The sequence below is a fragment of the Nocardia sp. NPDC050406 genome, assembly GCF_044459025.1.
GTDB lineage: Bacteria > Actinomycetota > Actinomycetes > Mycobacteriales > Mycobacteriaceae > Nocardia.
On the sequence record NZ_JBITIM010000003.1, the window covers coordinates 908257 to 927340 of the forward strand.

General features: G+C 68.9%; 20 protein-coding genes, 1 tRNA gene and 1 riboswitch. Of the genes, 7 read left to right on the forward strand and 14 right to left on the reverse strand.

Annotated elements, in window-relative coordinates:
• The first annotated feature begins 315 nt into the window (after window positions 1–315).
• On the forward strand, window positions 316–1836 hold the full coding sequence (locus tag ACIBH2_RS27580) for an amidase (protein WP_397123053.1): 1521 nt from the start codon (window positions 316–318) through the stop codon (window positions 1834–1836).
• Window positions 1837–2017: 181 nt separating this feature from the next.
• Here the strand turns inward: ACIBH2_RS27580 and ACIBH2_RS27585 are convergent, their stop codons facing one another.
• The 5 genes from ACIBH2_RS27585 to dacB all read right to left on the reverse strand — a co-directional run bounded on the left by ACIBH2_RS27585 (window position 2018) and on the right by dacB (window position 7499).
• Entirely contained in the window at window positions 2018–2908 is an 891-nt protein-coding gene (locus ACIBH2_RS27585; RefSeq protein ID WP_397122543.1) for a LysR family transcriptional regulator, read from the reverse strand.
• Between the two features lie 369 nt (window positions 2909–3277).
• Entirely contained in the window at window positions 3278–3835 is a 558-nt protein-coding gene (hpt, locus tag ACIBH2_RS27590) for a hypoxanthine phosphoribosyltransferase (protein ID WP_397122546.1), read from the reverse strand.
• Window positions 3836–3871: 36 nt separating this feature from the next.
• Window positions 3872–4816 carry a tRNA lysidine(34) synthetase TilS gene (gene tilS, locus ACIBH2_RS27595; RefSeq protein ID WP_397123055.1) on the reverse strand — a complete coding sequence of 315 codons (945 nt, stop codon included), beginning with the start codon at window positions 4814–4816 and terminating at the stop codon, window positions 3872–3874.
• A gap of 84 nt (window positions 4817–4900) precedes the next feature.
• Window positions 4901–6037 carry a zinc-dependent metalloprotease gene (locus ACIBH2_RS27600; protein WP_397122548.1) on the reverse strand — a complete coding sequence of 379 codons (1137 nt, stop codon included), beginning with the start codon at window positions 6035–6037 and terminating at the stop codon, window positions 4901–4903.
• Between the two features lie 13 nt (window positions 6038–6050).
• Window positions 6051–7499, reverse strand: a complete 1449-nt coding sequence (dacB, locus tag ACIBH2_RS27605) for a D-alanyl-D-alanine carboxypeptidase/D-alanyl-D-alanine-endopeptidase (RefSeq protein ID WP_397122550.1) — start codon at window positions 7497–7499, stop codon at window positions 6051–6053.
• A 152-nt stretch (window positions 7500–7651) separates the two neighbouring features.
• Between dacB and ppa the strand changes: the two genes are divergently transcribed.
• A complete protein-coding gene (gene ppa / locus ACIBH2_RS27610; protein ID WP_397122552.1) occupies window positions 7652–8143 on the forward strand; it encodes an inorganic diphosphatase in 492 nt (163 codons plus the stop codon).
• 70 nt (window positions 8144–8213) lie between these two features.
• On the opposite strand, the gene ACIBH2_RS27615 is transcribed toward ppa, so the two are convergent.
• A complete protein-coding gene (locus tag ACIBH2_RS27615; protein ID WP_397122554.1) occupies window positions 8214–9038 on the reverse strand; it encodes a crotonase/enoyl-CoA hydratase family protein in 825 nt (274 codons plus the stop codon).
• 189 nt (window positions 9039–9227) lie between these two features.
• Between ACIBH2_RS27615 and ACIBH2_RS27620 the strand changes: the two genes are divergently transcribed.
• Together ACIBH2_RS27620 and ACIBH2_RS27625 are read left to right on the forward strand one after the other, a co-directional pair.
• Complete coding sequence (locus ACIBH2_RS27620; protein WP_397122556.1) at window positions 9228–9701, forward strand: YbaK/EbsC family protein; 474 nt, start codon at window positions 9228–9230, stop codon at window positions 9699–9701.
• A gap of 136 nt (window positions 9702–9837) precedes the next feature.
• Window positions 9838–10299 carry a flavin reductase family protein gene (locus tag ACIBH2_RS27625; protein WP_397123057.1) on the forward strand — a complete coding sequence of 154 codons (462 nt, stop codon included), beginning with the start codon at window positions 9838–9840 and terminating at the stop codon, window positions 10297–10299.
• 4 nt (window positions 10300–10303) lie between these two features.
• Here ACIBH2_RS27625 and ACIBH2_RS27630 read toward each other — a convergent pair whose 3' ends face one another.
• Both ACIBH2_RS27630 and ACIBH2_RS27635 read right to left on the reverse strand, forming a co-directional pair.
• A complete protein-coding gene (locus ACIBH2_RS27630; RefSeq protein WP_397122558.1) occupies window positions 10304–10945 on the reverse strand; it encodes a LysE family translocator in 642 nt (213 codons plus the stop codon).
• 77 nt (window positions 10946–11022) lie between these two features.
• Entirely contained in the window at window positions 11023–11676 is a 654-nt protein-coding gene (locus ACIBH2_RS27635; RefSeq protein ID WP_397122560.1) for a heme oxygenase (biliverdin-producing), read from the reverse strand.
• Window positions 11677–11859: 183 nt separating this feature from the next.
• A riboswitch (SAM riboswitch) is annotated at window positions 11860–11973 on the forward strand.
• A gap of 44 nt (window positions 11974–12017) precedes the next feature.
• Here ACIBH2_RS27635 and ACIBH2_RS27640 point away from each other — a divergent pair.
• Window positions 12018–13331 carry an aminotransferase class V-fold PLP-dependent enzyme gene (locus ACIBH2_RS27640; RefSeq protein ID WP_397122562.1) on the forward strand — a complete coding sequence of 438 codons (1314 nt, stop codon included), beginning with the start codon at window positions 12018–12020 and terminating at the stop codon, window positions 13329–13331.
• Window positions 13332–13381: 50 nt separating this feature from the next.
• Here ACIBH2_RS27640 and ACIBH2_RS27645 read toward each other — a convergent pair whose 3' ends face one another.
• Complete coding sequence (locus tag ACIBH2_RS27645) at window positions 13382–13570, reverse strand: hypothetical protein (protein WP_397122564.1); 189 nt, start codon at window positions 13568–13570, stop codon at window positions 13382–13384.
• A 50-nt stretch (window positions 13571–13620) separates the two neighbouring features.
• Entirely contained in the window at window positions 13621–14007 is a 387-nt protein-coding gene (locus ACIBH2_RS27650) for a DUF2752 domain-containing protein (protein ID WP_397123059.1), read from the reverse strand.
• A gap of 272 nt (window positions 14008–14279) precedes the next feature.
• Between ACIBH2_RS27650 and ACIBH2_RS27655 the strand changes: the two genes are divergently transcribed.
• Window positions 14280–15068, forward strand: coding sequence for an SDR family oxidoreductase (locus ACIBH2_RS27655; protein ID WP_397123061.1), 789 nt, complete (start codon window positions 14280–14282; stop codon window positions 15066–15068).
• On the opposite strand, the gene ACIBH2_RS27660 is transcribed toward ACIBH2_RS27655, so the two are convergent.
• Window positions 15028–16080 carry an Lrp/AsnC family transcriptional regulator gene (locus ACIBH2_RS27660; protein WP_397122565.1) on the reverse strand — a complete coding sequence of 351 codons (1053 nt, stop codon included), beginning with the start codon at window positions 16078–16080 and terminating at the stop codon, window positions 15028–15030. The two genes, ACIBH2_RS27655 and ACIBH2_RS27660, sit on opposite strands and share 41 nt — an antisense overlap.
• A 132-nt stretch (window positions 16081–16212) precedes the next feature.
• On the opposite strand from ACIBH2_RS27660, the gene ACIBH2_RS27665 reads away from it, so the two are divergent.
• Window positions 16213–17061, forward strand: coding sequence for an NAD(P)H-binding protein (locus ACIBH2_RS27665; RefSeq protein WP_397122566.1), 849 nt, complete (start codon window positions 16213–16215; stop codon window positions 17059–17061).
• A gap of 88 nt (window positions 17062–17149) precedes the next feature.
• On the opposite strand, the gene ACIBH2_RS27670 is transcribed toward ACIBH2_RS27665, so the two are convergent.
• The 3 genes from ACIBH2_RS27670 to ACIBH2_RS27680 all read right to left on the reverse strand — a co-directional run bounded on the left by ACIBH2_RS27670 (window position 17150) and on the right by ACIBH2_RS27680 (window position 19060).
• Window positions 17150–17225 (reverse strand) — tRNA-Thr (locus ACIBH2_RS27670).
• 62 nt (window positions 17226–17287) lie between these two features.
• Window positions 17288–18502: a DNA polymerase III subunit delta' gene (locus ACIBH2_RS27675; protein WP_397122567.1), complete on the reverse strand. Its 1215-nt coding sequence runs from the start codon at window positions 18500–18502 to the stop codon at window positions 17288–17290.
• Window positions 18503–18556: 54 nt separating this feature from the next.
• On the reverse strand, window positions 18557–19060 hold the full coding sequence (locus tag ACIBH2_RS27680) for a DinB family protein (protein WP_397122569.1): 504 nt from the start codon (window positions 19058–19060) through the stop codon (window positions 18557–18559).
• Between the last annotated feature and the right edge of the window lie 24 nt (window positions 19061–19084).

The following is a 19084-nucleotide window of genomic DNA, read 5'->3' on the forward strand; positions in this document are numbered from 1 at the left end:
TGGATGCGCCGGATAGAATCCGCCACACCCGACACCATCATCCCCCGAGCAACTGCGGGAATGATAACTTGCGGCTGCACAGCGGATCACCCGATTTCGACGACCAGGCGACGGGGGAATACCAGCATGTACGACGAGGGCGCCGCCCTAGCGGACGGCATCTCACCAGTGGATACCGACGCCGACCGGCGCGACGCGGCCACATCCGACCGGCCAGCCCATCCCACCGGCCCCGAAACCCCGTCGACGGCTCCCCCCGCGAATTCCTCGCATACGCCTCCGCTGTCCACCGCCGAACCCGGCCAGGAGATAGCGATGACCGCTGACGACACCCCCGACGCCACCCCCACCGCAGCGGGCACCGCATCCGGCGCGACACATCCCACCCGGCCCGAGCCCGACGCACCGCCCGCCACCCCTGGCGGCCTCGCCGAGGAATCGAGCGGCCACTCCGAATCGCCCACCGCTGCTTCGACGGGCGGCGATCGGGCTCCGCGCATCGATACCGGATCGGCCACGGCCATCGCGGCCGCGGTGCGGGACGGGGTGCTCTCACCCGTCCACCTGGTGGACGAGGCGCTGGAGCGAATTCAGGCCCGAGACCGAAAAGTCAACGCGTTCAGTCATGTTCGCGCCGAGGCGGCGCGGGCGGAGGCGGCGGCCGTGGCGGAGCGGGCCGATCTGGATGTCCTGCCGCTGGCCGGGGTGCCCATCGCGGTGAAGAACAATATCGACGTGGCGGGCGAGGTGACCCGCGCCGGATCCACTGCCGGGTCGGATCGGCCCGCGGCGGCCGATCATCCCGTGGTGCGGCGACTACGGTCGGCTGGCGCGGTGATCGTCGGCCTTACCGCTGTTCCGGAGTTCGGCCTGTGGGGTGTCACCGATTCCCCCACGGCGGTCACGAGCAATCCCTGGAACCCGAAGTTCAGCGCCGGTGGCTCCTCGGGCGGGTCCGGCGCGGCGGTCGGCTCCGGCATGGTGCCCATCGCGCACGGCAACGACGGACTCGGTTCGGTGCGCATTCCCGCCGCCTGCTGCGGTGTCGTCGGCGTGAAGCCGGGGCGCGGGCTGATTCCGGCCGAGGTGGGACTCGACTCTTGGGGCGGCATGACCGAAAACGGTGTGCTCGCAACGACTGTCGCCGATGCGGCGCTCATGCTCTCGGTGCTCGCGGACCGCCCGGACCTGGCCGATCTGGAGTCGCCGCAATCCCTGCGCATCGGCCTCGCCGCCGCGGCCCCGCTGCCGCTGACCCGCGTGGACCGGCACTGGGACGCCGCCGCCCGCAAGGCCGCCGCCGCGGCCGCCAATGCCGGGCACGCCGTCGAATCGGCCGAATTGCCGTATCAGGGCGCGACTTTCGCGCTCATGCTGCGCTGGGTGGCCAATGCCGCCCGCGAGGCCGCCGCCGTCGCGCACCCGGACCGACTCCAGAAGCGCACCCGCACCCATATCGCGCTCGGCAAGCTGGCCCTGCGCTCCGGCCTGATCCGCGCCTCCCAGGTGGACCGCATCGAGGCCCGACTGCTCGACCACTTCGACCGCTACGACGTGATCATCACCCCCACGCTCGCGACCCCGCCGCCGCGCGCCCGCCGCTGGCACGCCCTGCCGTGGCTCGCCAATGTCGTTGCCAATGTGCGCTATTCGCCCTACACGCCGCTGTGGAACCTGGTCGGCTGGCCCGCCCTGACCGTGCCCATGGGGATCCATCCGCGCACCGGCACCCCGGTCGCCGCCCAACTCATCGGCCCGCCCGGCAGTGAATCCACTCTGCTTCGCGTGGCGGCGCAGCTCGAATCCGCCCACCCGTGGCGGCGCACCGCGCGCTGAAACCACGACGGCGGCTACCGAAACTTCCTGAACGACAACCGGATCGCCAAGCGGGGCCGTCGAAAAGCCCCTGCGAAACGGCGGGCCGCTCGCGGCATAACCCGCGAGCGGCCCGAATACGTTCCCGCGCAGCGCGGTGCGGCAGTGCCTCCGACCCACTGCCGCCGTCTGTCAGCGCAGGCTACTGCGCCGCGGCCACCGGCTCGCGGTCGGCGAAACCGCCCTCGAGCACGCGGGTCGCGAATTCGAGAATGGTCGGCCGATCGTCGTCCGCGCGCCAGGCTACGGCCAGTTCGCACGGCGCCAGCCCGGTGACCGGACGGGCGGTCAGCCCGGGCCAGCGGTACATGGGCACATTGTTCTCGGCGAGCAGGCAGATGCCGAGGCCGAGCGAGACCGCCTCGAGACGCTCCTCGGCGGTGGCCGCCTCCGCCCCGATGCGAGCCTGACGGCCGCCGCGGGCATCGGCCCCGAGCCAGAAGTCGCGTGCCGCACCGGCTTCGGCGGGCATGGCGATGAAGGGCTCGTCCAGCAGGTCGGTGAATTCGATGCTCTCGTGTCCGGCCAGCGCGTGGTTCTCCGGCAGCAGCACCCAGCGCGGCTCGGTGCGCAGCACCTGCCAGCGGTAGCGGCTGGTGTCGGGTACGGGCAGCCACATGAGCGCCAGATCCGCCTGGCGTCCGGCCAGGCCGCTGGACGGGTCGGTCCAGGACGCGGAGTGCAGTGCCAGGCGGTGTCCGCTGGCGCTCTCCAGATCGGTGATCAGGCCGCGCCCGATGGAGGACTGGATGCCGACGCGCAGCACCTCGCCCGCCTCCTGGAGGGCGACATTGGTCACCTCCCAGAGTTCCAGGATCTTCCGGGCACCTTCGAGCAGTTCCTTGCCCGCCACGGTCAGGGCGACGCTGCGCTGATTGCGATCGAACAGGACCACGTCGAGCTGACGTTCGAGCTGCCGGATCTGCCGTGACAGAGTGGGTTGTGCGATGTGCAGCCGCTGTGCGGCATTGGTGAAGTGCAGTTCCTCAGCGACGGCGACGAAATACCGCAGGTCGCGCAGATGCGGGTCCATAGCCCCTTGCTATCAGAATCGGTCTTGAATTTCCAGCCAGATCCGACCTCGGAGTTTGGAATCCGAAACGAAAACAGCCATCAGGTTTGTTACAGACAGCATATGACGTGGCCTGGGCACTGTGCGAACCGGCTCCGCGAACCGCCAGCGACCAACAAAATGGACAGCTGAACAAGATCTATACGGTCAAGTGACCAGCAGTTACCCGCGCCACGGCCATCAACCCGGACAAGATCGAGCGGGCGCGTGGAGGACACAGCAACAACCAGGGTCGCCAGGTCGCGACAACCACTGAACAGGGTGAGTGAAATTCCTCACATTCCCGGCGGAAACGCCCTCCGGGCAACCGATTTCGTGAGGCGAGACGGCTCAGGCTCCGCCGTAGACCTTGGGGTGCAGGGTGCCGATGTAGGGCAGATCGCGGTAGCGCTCGGCGTAGTCGAGGCCGTAGCCGACCACGAATTCGTTGGGGATGTCGAAGCCGACATGCATGACATCCACCTGGGTGCGCAGCGCGTCGGGCTTGCGCAGCAGCGTCACGACCTCGAGCGAGGCCGGATTGCGGCTGGAGAGGTTGCGCAGCAGCCACGACAGCGTGAGACCGGAGTCGATGATGTCCTCGACGATCAGCACATTGCGCCCGGCGATGTCCTTGTCGAGATCCTTCATGATGCGCACGACGCCCGAGGACGAGGTGGACGAACCATAGGAGGAGACCGCCATGAACTCCATCTGCGTGGGGATGGAGAGTTTCTTGGCCAGGTCTGTCATGAAGAAGATCGCGCCCTTGAGCACGCCCACCAACAGCAGATCGCCTTCCGGGGCGTCAGCCGGATAACGCTTGGCAACAAGGTCGGCCAATTCCTCGACCTTCGCCGCGATCTCGTCCTCGCTGATCAGCACCGACGCGATGTCGTCCCCGTACACGTCCGCTGGTTTCCCTTCAGTGATGTGGATCCCGAATCACCTGGGCTCGTACTCGGCCAAGCTCAGTATGAGAGTGCCATGTTCGCGCCCGGCAACCAACCTGGTCCCGTCCGACCCGCCGCCAACGGCCACGCCGCCCTGTCCGCGCCAATCGGTGACCAGCGCGTCGACCGCGCGTAAATGCTTGTCGGTCAACGCCTTAGCGCCACCGTCGAGCAACCATGCCCGAATGGCCCGCTTCCGCAGGGCGGGCACGGCAGTGGCGAGTATCTCGACGGCGAGCCCTTCGCCATCGCGCGCCCGCTCCAGCAAATTCTCGGCGAGCGCGTCCAGGAGCGCCCCGTCCTCGCGCAGCTGAGCCGCCGTTCTCGCCAGCGCCGCCGCGACGCCGCCACCGAGCACCTCCTCCAGAAGCGGCAGCACCTCGGTGCGGAGCCGAACCCGGGTGAACTCGGCCCTGCTGTTGTGCGGATCCTCGTGCGGGACGAGCCCGATATCCGCGCAGAGCTGTCGGGTGACCGCGCGCCGCACCCCCAGCAGCGGCCGCCCCCACGGATCGGCGAAGGCCGCCATCCCTTGAATGGACCGCGCGCCCGAACCCCGCGCCAAACCCAGCAGCACGGTCTCGGCCTGATCGTCGAGGGTGTGGCCGAGCAGGACCGGCAGCCCCTCGCGCGCGCCGTCCAGCGCCGCGTATCTGGCCCGCCGCGCCGCGGCCTCCAACCCGCCGCCACCCGACACCCGAACCGCCAGCACCCGAGCCGACCGACAGCCGAGTCGCAGAGCGGCGGCGGCCGCCTCGGCGGCCACGGCGGCCGAGCCCTCCTGCAAGCCATGATCGACGACGAGCGCGTCCACGGCATCGGCCTCGGCGACGGCGGCCGCCGTCAGCGCCGACGAATCCGCCCCGCCCGACAATCCGACGGCCACGACCCCGTTGGGGGCGTACACGCCCAGCCAATCCCGCACGGCGTGCCGCATTTCCAGCGCGGCCGGGGTCTCGGGTAGCCGTGGGCGATTCACACCACCGATGGTTTCACGCCGCCGTCCGACAGCGCAGGGCACTCAGCCCAGGACGCGATTCACCCAGCGCCGCGGCTCGCCGATCTCATCGGTGCGCGGCAGCGTGTCCCCATCGGTCCAGATGGCGTTGAAGCGCTCCATGCCCACGGTCGCCACGACCTCGTCGACGAACTTCTTGCCGCGCACGTACTGCGCGACCTTGGCGTCCATACCCAGCAGCGCCCGCAGCAGCCGCTGAATCGGATTGCCCGGACGGCGGCGGCGCTGGTCGAAGGCGGAGCGAATGCGGGTCACCGAGGGCACCACGGCCGGGCCGACGGCGTCCATCACATGATCGGCATGGCCCTCCAGCAGCGTGCCGAGCATGAGCAACCGATCCAGGGCCTCGCGCTGCGGTTCGGGCTGACTGGCCCGCAGCAGTCCGATCACCCCGCTGGCGGCCGGATCCTCGATACCGCGCCGACGATCCTTAACAGCCTCCATGAGCCGGGCGAGAATATCGGCCATGGGCTCGTCGCCGACCTCACCGAGCACCTCGACATTGCGCTTCATGTACCCCGCCAACCACGGCGCGGAGGAGAACTGCACCCGGTGGGTGACCTCGTGCAGGCACACCCACAACCGGAAGTCGCTGGGCGGCACGCCGAGTGCGCGTTCCACGCCCATGATGTTCGGCGCGACCAGCAGCAGGGTGCCGTCGGGCCCGCTGAAGGGGTCGTACTGGCCGAGGATGGCGGTGGACAGGAAGGCCAGCATCGCCCCGGCCTGCACCCCGGCGGGTTTGCCCACGAATCCGCGATCACGCGAGTCGGTGCCGGTGAGCGCCGACATGGACGCCGCGGCCGCCCGAATCCAGCCGGGCCGGTCCACGATGCGCGCGGCGGGCACCACCGAACCGTCCACCAGATGGCTGACCTCGCGCACCGGGGCCTCGGCCCGAATGGAGGCCTCGGCCAGCTCGGCCACGGCCTGCTCGGCCGAGTACCGCGTCGTGCGCGGCCCCGACGGCACCAGCAGCGATCCGGTGCGGGCGGCGAGCTGCCAGTCGACGGCCCCGGTCAGCCCGGACTTGGATTTGCGGCTCAGCTCACCGGTTTTCGGGTCGATCACCAGTTGGGCGTGGGATTCACCGGAGTCCGGTCGCGCGGCATCCGCCGAATTGTGTTCGGGTCCGGTCATATTCATCCACCCGTCAGGAGCAGCCACAGTTACGCAGCGTGGTGGCGATGGCGTCCAATGCCGGGCGGCTCAGCCCCGGCAGTCGGTCGTTCGACATCAAAGCGAAAGTGAGTACGCGCCCATCGCGATCCAGCACATACCCCACCAACGAGCTTGCCACATCCAGAGTTCCGGTCTTGGCGCGAACCCAGCCCGCCGCGGCGCGGTCACCGTCGACGTAACGGTCGGTCAGCGTGCCGGTCGCCCCGGCCACGGGCAGGTAGTCGAGCAGGGCCGCGAGCGGGGCGGGAGCGCCGTTCGGGGTCGAATTCCCTTGGTTCCCGGTGTCGTTCGGCAGCGCCGCGACGGTGATGACGCGGTCCAGCACGCTCGGCGGCATGCGGTCGTCCACGGACAGTCCGCTGCCCCCGTCGAGCAGGGTCACCCCCGTGGTGTCGAATCCGGCCGCCCGCAAAGTGGTATTGATCCCGGTGGCCGCACCCGCGAAGGACTGCTCGTTGCCGGTGGCGGCCGCGATCTCCCGGCCGATGGTCTCGGCCAGCACGTCGTCGGAGTGCACCATCATGTCGTGCAGCCGGTCGCGCAGCGGCGCGGACTGAACCGAGGCCACCTCGACCGCCCCGGCCGGTGCGGTACCCAGTCGCACCCGCGCGGGGTCGAGACCGAGCTCGGTGGCCAGCCGCTGACCGGCGGCCAGTGCGGGCTTGTCGGTGCGCGGCGAGTAGTCCTTCAGCGGTTCCAGCCGCCCGCCGTCGATCATGACCGGGTCGATGGGCGCGATGGAACCGCCCGCGATATCCACCGGATCCCAGCCCTGCGCCATACTCGGGCCGGTGTAGAGCGAGGTGTCCACCACGATCGTGTCGACCTTGCGGCCGGACGCCTTGATCCGCGACACCAGATCCGACAGCTTGGGTCCGTTCGGGTAGTAGCCCTTGCCGTCCGGCTGCGCGGTCAGCGTGGGATCGCCGCCGCCGACCAGCACCAGCTCATTGGGCGCGGACCCGGCCACCACCTTGGTGGTCACCCGCTTGTCGGGCGGCAGCGCGAGCAGGGCCGCCGCGGTCAGCAGGATCTTGGCGTTGGAGGCCGGAATCATCGGCTTGTCGGGATCGGTGCTGAACAGCACCTCACCGGTGTCGCCATCGGAGACCATGCCCGCGAAGATGCCCAGATCCGGATTGCCGACCACGGGCGCGAGCGCCGCGGCCAGACCGCTCTTGCTCGGCGCGGGGCCATCGGTGGGCGCGGGCGTGACCTGCGGCGTGGCCGTGACGGGCGTCGGCTGCGCGGCGATCGTCAATCCCCCGTGCCGGAATTCCTCCGTCCACGGTTTCACGATCAGTGCCACCGAACCCGCCGCGATAAGCACCATGACCAGGAGCGATGACACCAGGACCCAGGTCCTGCGGCGACGCTTGGCCGCCAACCCACCGATCTTCTTCTCGTCCGGACCAACCACGTGCCGCTGTCTCCCTGATACCAGTGGTGGGGATTGTCCGGCGTCCCTGCCGCACCCACGCGCTCGCGCACCACACTATCCTCGTTGCGCAGTCGTTCCCCCGAACGAGCTGGCGAGTCGGCAGCCATAGGCACCAGAAAAGAGGAGATGACGTGGAGTTCGACGTCACCATCGAGATCCCCCGGGGTCAGCGGAACAAGTACGAGGTGGACCACGAGACGGGCCGCGTCAAGCTGGACCGGTACCTGTACACCCCGATGATGTACCCGGCCGACTACGGCTTCATCGAGAACACCCTCGGCTCCGACGGCGATCCCCTGGACTGCATGGTGCTGCTGCCCGAGCCCGTGTTCCCCGGTGTGCTGGTGGAGGCCCGCCCGGTCGGCGTGCTGCTGATGAGCGACGAGGCCGGTGGCGACGAGAAGGTCGTGGCGGTGCCCGCCGGTGACAAGCGCTGGGATCACATCCAGGACGTCGAGGACATTCCGGAGTTCCAGCGCAAGGAGATCGCGCACTTCTTCGAGCGCTACAAGGATCTGGAGCCCGGCAAGTGGGTCAAGGTCGAGGGCTGGGAGGGCCGCGCCAAGGCCGAGAGCCTGGTCACCGAGGCCTACGCCCGGCTGAAGGAGCAGGGCGGCCACTGAGGCCATTGGGCCGACATACGAACGGGTGGTGCGGTTTTCGCACCACCCGTTGTTTGTGTCGGAACCGTGTCTACTTGCCCTTGAACTGCGGTTCGCGCTTCTCGAACACGGCCTGGATGGCCTCGGTCAGATCCTCCGAGGGCAGGAAGGCGGCATTCCACGCGGAGACGTAGCGCAGCCCCTCGGCCACCCGGCCCGCCTTGGGCTGTTCCAACACATCCTTGATGCCCTGCACCACCAGCGGCGGATTGGCCGCGATCTCGCGGGCCATGGCGTGCGCCGCGTCCAGCGCCGCCTCCTGATCGGGGTACACGTCGTTGACGAGGCCGATCTTCTCGGCGCGCGCGGCGTCGATGTCCTTGCCGGTGTAGGCGAGCTCGCGCACGTGACCTTCGCCGATGATGCCCGGAAGCCGGTGCAGCGAACCGATATCCGCCACGATGGCGACCTTGGCCTCGCGCAGGCTGAACTTGGCGTCGGCGCTGGCCAGTCGCACATCCACGGCCGCGATGAGGTCCAGGCCGCCGCCGATGCACCAGCCGGAGACCGCGGCGATGACGGGCTTGCCGCAATCGGCGACCGCGGTGACCGCGGCCTGCATCTCGCGAATGTGGCGCAGGAAGTTGGTGCGCGGCTTGGCCAGCGCCTTGCCCTCGCCGAGCAGCGGACCGAACAGCGGGCTCATGGCGGGCAGATCCAAGCCGTAGGAGAAGTGCTTGCCGGAACCGGTGAGCACGATGGCGCGCACCTCCGGGTCGGCGTCGAGTTCGCCGAAGATCAGCGGCAATTCGTGCCAGAAGTCGGGTCCCATGGCATTGCCCTTACCGGGTCCGGTCAGGGTCACCTGGGCGACGTGGTCCTTGCTCTCGACTGTGAAAGCCTTCCATGCAGTCATTCGCCCAGCGTATCGGTGGCGCGGGCGGCGCGCGTGCGCAGTGCTGGCGCGGCGCTGAACACGATGTGCCGCAGCGGTTTTCCGCGCGGTGCGGCACAACCGCTGCGGCACGGGCGTTTCCGCGCCCCCATGTGGATGATGCATCACCGATACCCCGCACATCGTCCGCAATCGCTCTACCCTGGTGCCATGCGCAGGTCCCTGCCGCCGATCGCCTCGAAGGTCTCCGACACCCTGATCGCGCGTGGCCATCACGGCGTGATCCTCACCCAGGAACAACCCACGCACACCGCCGCCGCGGCCGCCGAGGCCCTCGGCGTGGCAATCGGTGCGATCACCAAATCCCTTGTGTTCCTGCTCGATGACGATCCGGTGCTGCTGCTCGTCTCCGGTGCGCACCAAGTGAATGTCGATCGCACCGGGCAGCGTCTGGAGGGCACCCTGACCCGCGCGCCCGCCGCGCTGGTGCGGGAGGTGACCGGGCAGCCGATCGGTGGCGTGGCCCCGCTCGGGCACCCCACCAATCTGCCCACCTACATCGACAACGCGCTCGCCAGCTACCCCGAGCTGTGGGCGGCGGGCGGGCATCCGAACACGCTCTTCCGAACGAATTTCCGCGAGTTGGTCCGCATCACCGCAGGTCTGGCCATTGATGTCGACTGAATTCAAGTCAGATTGAGCACAACCAGGAATAGCCGCGCCGCCTCGGACGTAGGTTCGGGGTGTGAGCGATTTCCCCTCCGAGCTACGGGTCCCCGATGATCTGAGCGGCATCACCGCGCATCAGTTCCGCTCCGCCATGCGGCACTATCCGGCGGGCGTGACCGTGGTGACCCTGGCCTCCGAGAACGGTCCGGTCGGTTTCACAGCCACCTCGTTCGCCTCGCTGTCCGCCGAGCCGCCGCTCATCTCGTTCAATATCGCGCACACCTCCTCCAGCATCGCGGCCCTGCTGCGCGCGGAGTCGGTGGTGGTGCACTTCCTCGGCGAACACCAGCAGCACATCGCCAAACGCTTCAGCCGCGCCGCCGACCAGCGCTTCGCCGACCACTCGCTGTGGACCACCCTCGATACCGGCGAGCCGGTGCTGCACGGCACCCCGATCTGGGTGCGCGCCACCATCCACAAACTCATCGAACTCGGCGATCACACCCTCGTGGTGGGCCTGGTGACCCGCGTGCACGACGATGCCGAGGAGCTGCCCGCCGCCGCGCCGCTGCTCTACTACAACGGCGGCTACCACCGCCCGGAAGCGCTCTGACCGGTCAGGTCGCCGAGGTCGCGGTGCCGATGCCGAGCGCCGCGAGAATTCCGGCGCTGGCCTGTTCCAGACGGTCGCGTACCTTGCGGCTGCGCAACAGATCCGCCGCCCGCGCGGCGGCGAGCGCGAGCAGCACCATTTCGATTGCGGCGATGGCACTTTCGATCGCGCCGAGGGCGAGGGTGTTCGCGAAGGTGACCTCGGTCAGGAACTGCGGCAGCACCGCGAGATAGAACAGGCCGACCTTCGGGTTGAACACGCACGACAGCAATCCGGCGACGAAGGCCGACCGCGCCGACGCCGCCCGCTCCCGCGCGCCCGCGTGTTCGAGACCCTCGTGCTCGGACCGTTCCCGGCGCTCCCGGCGCAGCGCGATGAGCGTGCGAATTCCCAAGTACACCAAGTAGATTCCGCCGACGACCTTCAGTGCGCGATAGGCGGTGGCCGACTGCTCCAGCAGCGCGGCGACGCCCGCCGCCACCACCACGGCCCAGACGATTCCGCCCAGCGCCGACCCGACCGCCGCGGCGATCGCGGGTCGTCGCCCCGCCATCGAAAACCGCAGCACCAGAAACGAATCCGGGCCGGGCGTCACCGACAGCAGGACACACAGCCCGATAAAGCTCAGCAGCAGCGGAAGGCTCACCCGTCAATGGCAGCGCACAATGTCCGCCGAGGCAACCCACTTACCAATGGCGAACTTTCAGCAAGCGGCTGTTGGGTTCAGGCGCGGAACTCCGCGGCCAGCTCGCCGAACATATCGGTGTTCATAGCGAAGGCCAGGCGCGCCTCGTCGAGTACCCGCTCGGTCTCCTCACCGGAGATCGGCAGGGCATCGAGGGCCTCGCGGTACTCGCGCTTGAAGGCCGCCGGGTTGGAGATCTGGTCGAAGACGTAGAACCGCACGCCGTCGCCCTTCTTGGGCAGCTCCCACAGCTTCTCGGCGGTACCGCGAATGACCTGCCCGCCCGAGAGGTCGCCGAGGTAGCGGGTGTAGTGATGAACGACATATCCGGCGGGCCAGGTGCGCGCGCATTCGGCGATGCGGGCGGCGTAGGCGAGTGTGGAGGGCAGCGGACGCAGCTCGTCACGCCAGCCCGCGCCGCCGAGATGGGCGAGGTCGATTTCCAGTGCGGCCAGGCGAGCAAGTTCCGGGCGAACGAAGGGTCCGGCGACCGGATCGGCGGCGAGTTCGGCCGAGTGCCGCTCGAGCGCCTCGTACACGAACCACAACTGGGCGGTGTAGCGGTAGAACGCCTGGATACCGAGGGTGCCGCCGAGCATGTCGCGCATGAACGAGCTGTGCTCGGCCTCGTTGTGCTGCTGCTCGGTGGCGGTGCGAACAAGGGTCGAGAACGGCGTCGCGGTGTCCAGCATGGTCGTGCTCCTCGTTGTCGATCCAGGGGCAGACCGCACTATGGCTACCCTAACTTCACCATCGAGGCTACCGACGCCTACAAACCGCTACTTCCTACTTTGCGGTCCTCCCGATCCAACTTTCGGATGATTCTCGGGAGAGGGTTGACAAGTTCCGGCCGCGTCTGCCAACCTCTCCAACCAGGTCATGAGTACCAGCGTCAAGCCCCGGCTAGCTGGTCGGCAACCCTCCTCCGCGGTGGGGTGCTCCGGGTGACGACCGGGCCGTCGTTCACAAGAACGCGGCAAGCGCGGACTCTTCGATCACCGATCACGAGTCCCTGAACCGACGGGATTTCGTCATGACTGCTTTCGCCGACCAGAGCTGCGCCGCCCTCGCCACCGTCTCCGGATGTGATCTCGCGGTGCCGCTGGTGCAGGGCGGGACCGCCACCTACGCCAACTTCGACTACGCCGCCAGCGCCCCGGCCCTGCGCCAGGTCACCGACCGGGTGGCCGAGCTGCTGCCGTACTACGCCAGCGTGCACCGCGGCGCGGGCTACGCCTCGCGCGTCTCCACCGACTGCTACGAGAATTCGCGAAAGACGGTGGCGCGCTTCCTCAATGCCGCCGACGACCAGTGCGTGGTCTTCACCCGCAACACCACCGATTCGCTGAACCTGCTGGCCTCCTGCGTACCGGGCGACACCGTGGTACTCGACACCGAGCACCACGCCAACTTCCTGCCGTGGACCCGCAACGGCCGCCGCGTGGTGCGCGCCGCCGACACCATCGAGGAGACCATTCAGCGCATCGTCGCCGAGCTGTGCGCCAAACCCGCTGCGCTGCTGGCCATTACGGGCGCGTCGAATGTGACCGGGGAGCTGCTGCCGATCGAGCGACTGGCGTGGATCGCGCACCAGTGCGGCACCCGCATTCTGGTCGATGCCGCGCAGCTGGCGCCGCATCGCCGAATCGACCTGCAGGGCACCGGAATCGACTATCTCGCCTGCTCCGGGCACAAGCTCTACGCACCGTTCGGCGCGGGAGTGCTTGTGGGACGCCGGGATTGGCTGGATGCGGCCGAACCGTACCTCGCCGGTGGCGGCGCGGTCCGCCAGGTCACCGCGACCGAGGCCGACTGGGCTCCCGCGCCGCAGCGCCACGAGGCCGGGTCGCCGAATGTGCTCGGCGCGGCCGCGCTGGCCGCCGCCTGCGACGCCCTGGCCGCCCTCGACGAGACCACCGTCACCGAGCACGAGCTCTACCTCGCCCACCGCCTGCGCTACGGCCTGAAAACCGTTCCGGGAGTGAAGTTCCTGCGCATCTGGCGCGACAGCACCGATGCCGTCGGCATTGTCGCCTTCACCGTCGACGGCTTCGAACCCGGGCAGGTGGCGGCGTATCTCTCCGCCGAACACGGCATCGGGGTGCGTGACGGGCGTTTCTGCGCGCATCCGCTGCTGGCCAAGCTCGGGGTGGACGGCGCGCTGCGCGCCAGTATCGGTCTGGGCACCACGGCCGCCGATGTGGACCGGCTCATCGATGCGGTGTCCAGCCTGGTCGAGCACGGCGCGAAGTGGAATTACGGTCGCACCGAAGGACATTGGAATCCGGTGCCGGAGACCCGCCCGTTCGGCGGGGATGCCGCCGGAGCGGCTCCCTGCGTGCTCTGAGGTCGCGCGTCCGCCCCCGGTGAGTCACCGGGGGCGGACATTTGCGGGTTTCAGAACACGAGATAGCGCTCGGCCAACTCCTCGACCACCGGGTCGTCGTCGGCGACGGTGTTGAGCAGATCGAGATCGGTGGAGACCGACAACTGTCGAATGTCGTCCTGATCCGGATCCTGCGCACCGTCCTCGTTGAGCTGCCGCAGTAACTTCTCCCGTACTCGTTCTTTCAGCGAATCACCCATATCGACAGCATGCCCCGATCCGCCGATCCCATCCCCCGGCACGCCGATGATCACACCGGGGCGAGCCAGGTCCCCCACGGTGAATTGCGCAGCACCGTGTACGCCACCAGGAAGGCGAGCGCTCCCCACAGCCACATGCGCGACAATCCGGTCGGCAGGGGTCGGGAGCGCTGACCGCGCCAACTGCGCACCAGCCAATCGCCCCACCAGAGCGCGAAGATCGCCATGAGCGGGACCAGGAGCAGATTGCTCTGGACGGCGTCGAGCACCCGCCCATCGGTCAGATTGTTGATGCCGCGCAGGCCGCCGCATCCGGGACACCACCAGCCGGTGAACTCGTGAAAGGGGCACAGGCCCCAGGAGCCTTCCTGGTGGGGATCGCGAAAGTGCAGCGCCGCAACCACTCCGGCGACCGCCGCCCCCGTGAGCACTGGCATCGCCACGGCCCGCCACCTGGGGCGAACGGGGGGATTCGGCGTATTCGCGAGCGTGGCGTCCACGAGGATCAACGGTAGTCGCGCCTTTCCACGCCCGCCAGATCGGTGTCCGGTGCACGGCTTCCCCTTGACAGACGAGAACGTGTTCTAAAAACTGCTTCGTGATCGCCATCACACAGCGGACCGTCGACCGCTCGGCTGGTCCGGTCGCGTCAGGCGCGGCGGGACAGCGGGTTCGCCAGGCCTCCGCCCGCACCGAGGAGATACGCCCCATGATCCTGGACAGCTTCCGACTGGACGGCCGCGTCGCCGTGGTGACCGGAGCGGGCCGCGGCATCGGCGCCGCCACCGCCCTGGCATTGGCCGAGGCGGGCGCGGATGTCGCCATCGCCGCCCGTACCGCCGATCAGCTCGAAGAAGTGGCGGGCAAGGTCCGCGCCCTGGGCCGCCGCGCGGTCGTCTTCCCGGGCGATCTCTCCGACACCGATACGCTGACCGCGTTCGCCGACACCGCGGCGGCCGAGCTGGGCCGCCTCGACATCGTGATCAACAATGTGGGCGGCACCATGCCGAACACCTTCCTCACCACCACCCCGAAATTCCTCGACCAGGCGTTCCATTTCAACGTCACCACCGCACACGCCCTCACGGTCGCCGCGACCCCGCACATGCTCGAGAACGACGGCGGCTCCGTCGTGAACATCTCCTCCGCCCTGGGCCGCGTCCCCGGCCGCGGCTACCTCGCCTACGGCACCGCCAAGGCCGCCCTGGCCCACTGGACCCGCATGGCCGCCACCGACCTCTCCCCCCGCATTCGCGTCAATGCCATCGCCGTCGGCTCGGTCCTCACCTCCGCCCTGGATGTCGTTGCGCAGCAACCGGATATCAAGAAGCGCATCGAGGACGCCACCCCACTCCAGCGCATCGGCGAACCCTGGGAAATCGCCGCCGCCGCCGTCTACCTCTGCTCCCCCGCGGGCGGCTACGTCACCGGCAAGATCCTCGAGGTGGACGGCGGCCTCACCGCCCCGAACCTCGACCTGGGCCTGCCGGACCTGTAGGCGCGAGCGCCTTCTTCATCGCGCGGGCGCTGCGCTGGCCGGTGCACGACGGGTTGAGGCGGCCCGCGGCCTTGATCGTGGCCAATACCGGTGCGACTTCGAGTGTTCGGATGGCCTCGAAGGTGCCGAGGCGGCGGGTCAGGTAGTGGTGCAGCGCACCGGTATCCGAGCACATCACCTGTGCCACAAGGTTGTTCGGCCCGGTAGTGGCGAAGACGAAGGCGAGCTCGGGGTGCCCGGCCAATTCGCTGGCGACCTCATCGAGCCGAGCCGGTGCCACCGACATCCACAGCAGCGCTTGGGTATTCGCGCCCAGCAGCGCGTCGTCGAGCTGCACGTCGAAGAAGATTTCGTCGCGCCCACGCAGATCGGCCAGCCGACGCGCCACCGTCGCCGGTGACCACCCGGTGGCGGTGGCCAGGTCGGCCAATCCCGCCCGTCCATCGGCCTGCAATGCCGCCAGCAGGGCGTCGTCCGCATCGGAGACGGCTCGTCCGGACACCGGACCGTCGAGTCGTGGCGTGAGTCGACGGCACTGCCGCTCGTCCAGCGCCGCGACCTGCCCGTGCCACGCGGTCGGACCGCCCAGGTAGGTGTGCAGCACATAGTGCGCCGAGACCGTCGTAATGCTTGCGGCCCTGGGGATTTCGCGGAGCAGAAACGACTGTGCCGCATCCGCGTCGCCCGGCATGCGGACGATGAGCAGAATTTCGGTGCCGCCCGACAGCAGCTTCACCCACGAGGTATCCGGTCGGCGGGCCAGCGAATCCGCGAGCGTCCGCGCCGCCGCGGTGGTCGCGCCGAGCCGGACCAGCCAGCGCGTGTGCTCGTCGCGCTCGTGGTGCACCAAGCCGACGACCCGCAATCCCGCGTCGGCCCGCAGTCGTCGATAGCGACGGGCGACCGTCTGCGTCGAGACGCCGAGCACCTCGCCGATGCGGCTGAACGGCGCGCGTCCGTCGATGCGCAGCGCGTGTACGAGACGCCGGTCCAACTCGTCGAGGACGGTCATTTCTCTCAGTATTCCGCCGCCGATGGAAACTTTCCACCAATCCCACCGTGCGGGTGGAGGTATCCGTCATCGCAGCCGGATGGTGGTCGAGTCCCGGGACGCCGCGTCCCACCGACTCACCGAAGGACCGCCATGATTCTCGTAACCGGTGCCACCGGCACCGTCGGCCGCGCCCTGGTCGACCAACTCGTCACCGCAGGGGCACCGGTTCGCGCCCTGACCCGTCGCCCCGCCACCGCCGCACTCCCCGACGCCGTCGATGTGGTCGCTGGCGACCTGAACGACCGCGCCAGTATCGCCGCCGCCCTCGCGGGCGTGGACCGCGTCTTCCTCCTGTCCACCGGCCCCCAAATCCCGGTCCACGACGCCAATCTCCTCCACGAGGCCACCCGCGCCGAGGTCACCCACGTCGTCAAACTCTCCTCGGCCCGCACCGCCGACGCCACCGCCACCGACCCCATCCCCACCTGGCACCGCCACGGCGAGGAGTCCCTACGCGCCAGCGGCCTCGACTGGACCATCCTCGCTCCCCTCGGCTTCATGGCCAACGCCCTGCACTGGGCCAACACGATCCGCGACCAGAACACCGTCTACGCCCCCTACGCCTCCGGCCGCATCGCCGCGATCGACGAAAACGACATAGCCGCCGTAGCCGCCACAGTCCTCACCACCCCCGGCCACCACTCCCAGACCTACCTACTCAGCGGCCCCGAACCCCTGACCCCCGCCGACATGACCGCCACCCTCGCGGACACCCTGGCCAAACCACTGCGATTCGTCGAAGTCGACCCCGCCACCGCCCACCGAACCCTCCTGTCCCACGGCGTCCCTCCCCGCATGGCCGACGCCATCATGGCCCTACGCGCCACCGCCACGGAATCCTTCACCTCCGCCATCCACCCCACCGTGCGGGAACTGACCGGCACCGCCCCAAACACCTTCCGCCAGTGGGCAACCCGCCACTTGGCCGACTTCGGGTGACAGATCGATCCGAGTGAATGCCCGGACCGAACACGGGCCGGAAAACGACAACAGGTGAGCACCGAAAACGGTGCTCACCTGTGGTTTTTGGAGCCGCCTGGGGGAATCGAACCCCCGACCTTTTCATTACGAGTGAAGCGCTCTACCGACTGAGCTAAGGCGGCGTGCCTTTCGGCGGTGCGAGTCTATCGTCTCGGGGGCGGATTGCGAAAACCCGTGGTAGTGGTCACGCGGAGCGGGCGGCCATGAGGGTGGCGACCATGGCCGCTACCGCGAAGCGGGGCTTCACGTTGGTGTCGAGGGCTTCGCGGCATTCGAGGACGGCCTGGATGGAGCGGAGTAGGCCCTCGGGGCGGACGTCCGAGGCGAGTTCGCGGATTTGGTCGGACATGTCGGGGTGGGTGAGGGCTACGCCGGAGGTGGAGTCGGGGGTGGCGGCGCGCAGGCCGACGGCGAGGGCGTCGCGGTAGAGACCGGCGACGTCGATGAGGGCGCGGTCCAGGGCGTCGCGGCCGGTGCGGGTGGCGCGGGACTTCTGGCGACGCTCGAGATCTTTGAGGGCTCCGGCCGAGCCTCGGGTCGCGCCCGCGGTGCCTTTGCCGGTGCCGCCCGCGCCCATGGCCGTCGCGAGTTCGTCGCGTTCCTTCTCGTCGCGGGTGGCGCTGACCTCTTTGGCCTCTTCATCGGCGGATTTCACCAGGGCGTCGGCGGCGGCGTAGGCCGCGCCGGGGCGCGCGGTGGCGGCGACCAGGGCCAGGGCTCGCTTGCGTCGGGTCCGCGCCTCGTCGTCGGTGGCCAGGCGTCGGGCGCGCCCGACATGGCCGCCGCTGATGGAGGCCGCCCACGCGGCGGTCTTGGCATCGAGGCCGTCGCGCTCGACCAGCACCTTCGCGATGGCATCGACCGACGGCGTCACCAGATGCACGTGCCGACACCGCGACCGCAGCGTCACGGAGATGTCCTCGGGATCCACCGACGGCGCGCACAACAGGAACACGGTCCGCTCCGGCGGCTCCTCGACCACCTTGAGCAGGACGTTTCCGGCGGCCTCGGTGAGGCGGTCGGCATCCTCGACCACGACCACCTGCCACCGCCCGGTGCTGGGACGGCGCGAGGCGATCTGCACGATCTCGCGCATCTCCTTGGTGCCGATGCTCAAACCCTCGGGCACCACGCGCCGCACGTCGCCGTGTGTTCCGGCCATGGTGGTGGTGCAGGCATGACACTTCCCGCACCCGGGCCGCTCGGGATCGGTGCACTGCAAAGCCGCCGCGAAACACAGCGCCGCCACCGACCGACCCGAACCGGGCGGCCCGGTGAACAACCACGAATGCGTCATGGCCGACGACGACACCGCCCCACCCCGCGCGGCCACCGCGGCCGCAGTCAAGTCGGACTCGACCGCATCCTGCCCTACCAGCCGATCGAAGACACCCGCCACGTCGTACACCCTAGCGGCACCCGCCGACAGCCTCGCCGACGTCCACCAGAGAAGTCAGACGCGCTGATGTGTCGTATTCGCCCCGTCCAGCGACTCCCGGATGATGTCGGTGTGCCCACTGTGGTGCGCGATCTCGCGGAAGATATTGAACAGAATCACCCGCACCGACCACCACTCCCGCTCCGGCGCCCACGGCGCGGTGGGAATCGGAATGGGGGTGTCGAAGCTGTCCACCTCGCGAATCAGCTTCTCGGTGCGCGCCGCCACCTCGTCCCATTCGACGAGCAGCCCCGCGACGGTCTCGTCCGGGCCCAGCCGATACGCCGAATCCATCCCGGACACATCGAATTCCGAGTTCTCGTCGCGTTCGATGATGACGGTCGTCCAGTGCCGTTCGGTGCTGACGATGTGGTGTAGCAGCCCACCCAGGGTGAGTTCGCTGACCGTAGTGCGCTCACGCGCCTGCGCGTCGTCGATACCGCGCAGCGTGATACCGAACAGGCGGCGCTGCTCGGCGAGGCTGGCGATGAGATCCTCGCGCTCCCGATCCACGGTCATCGAAAATCCTTCCGCTGGTGCGTT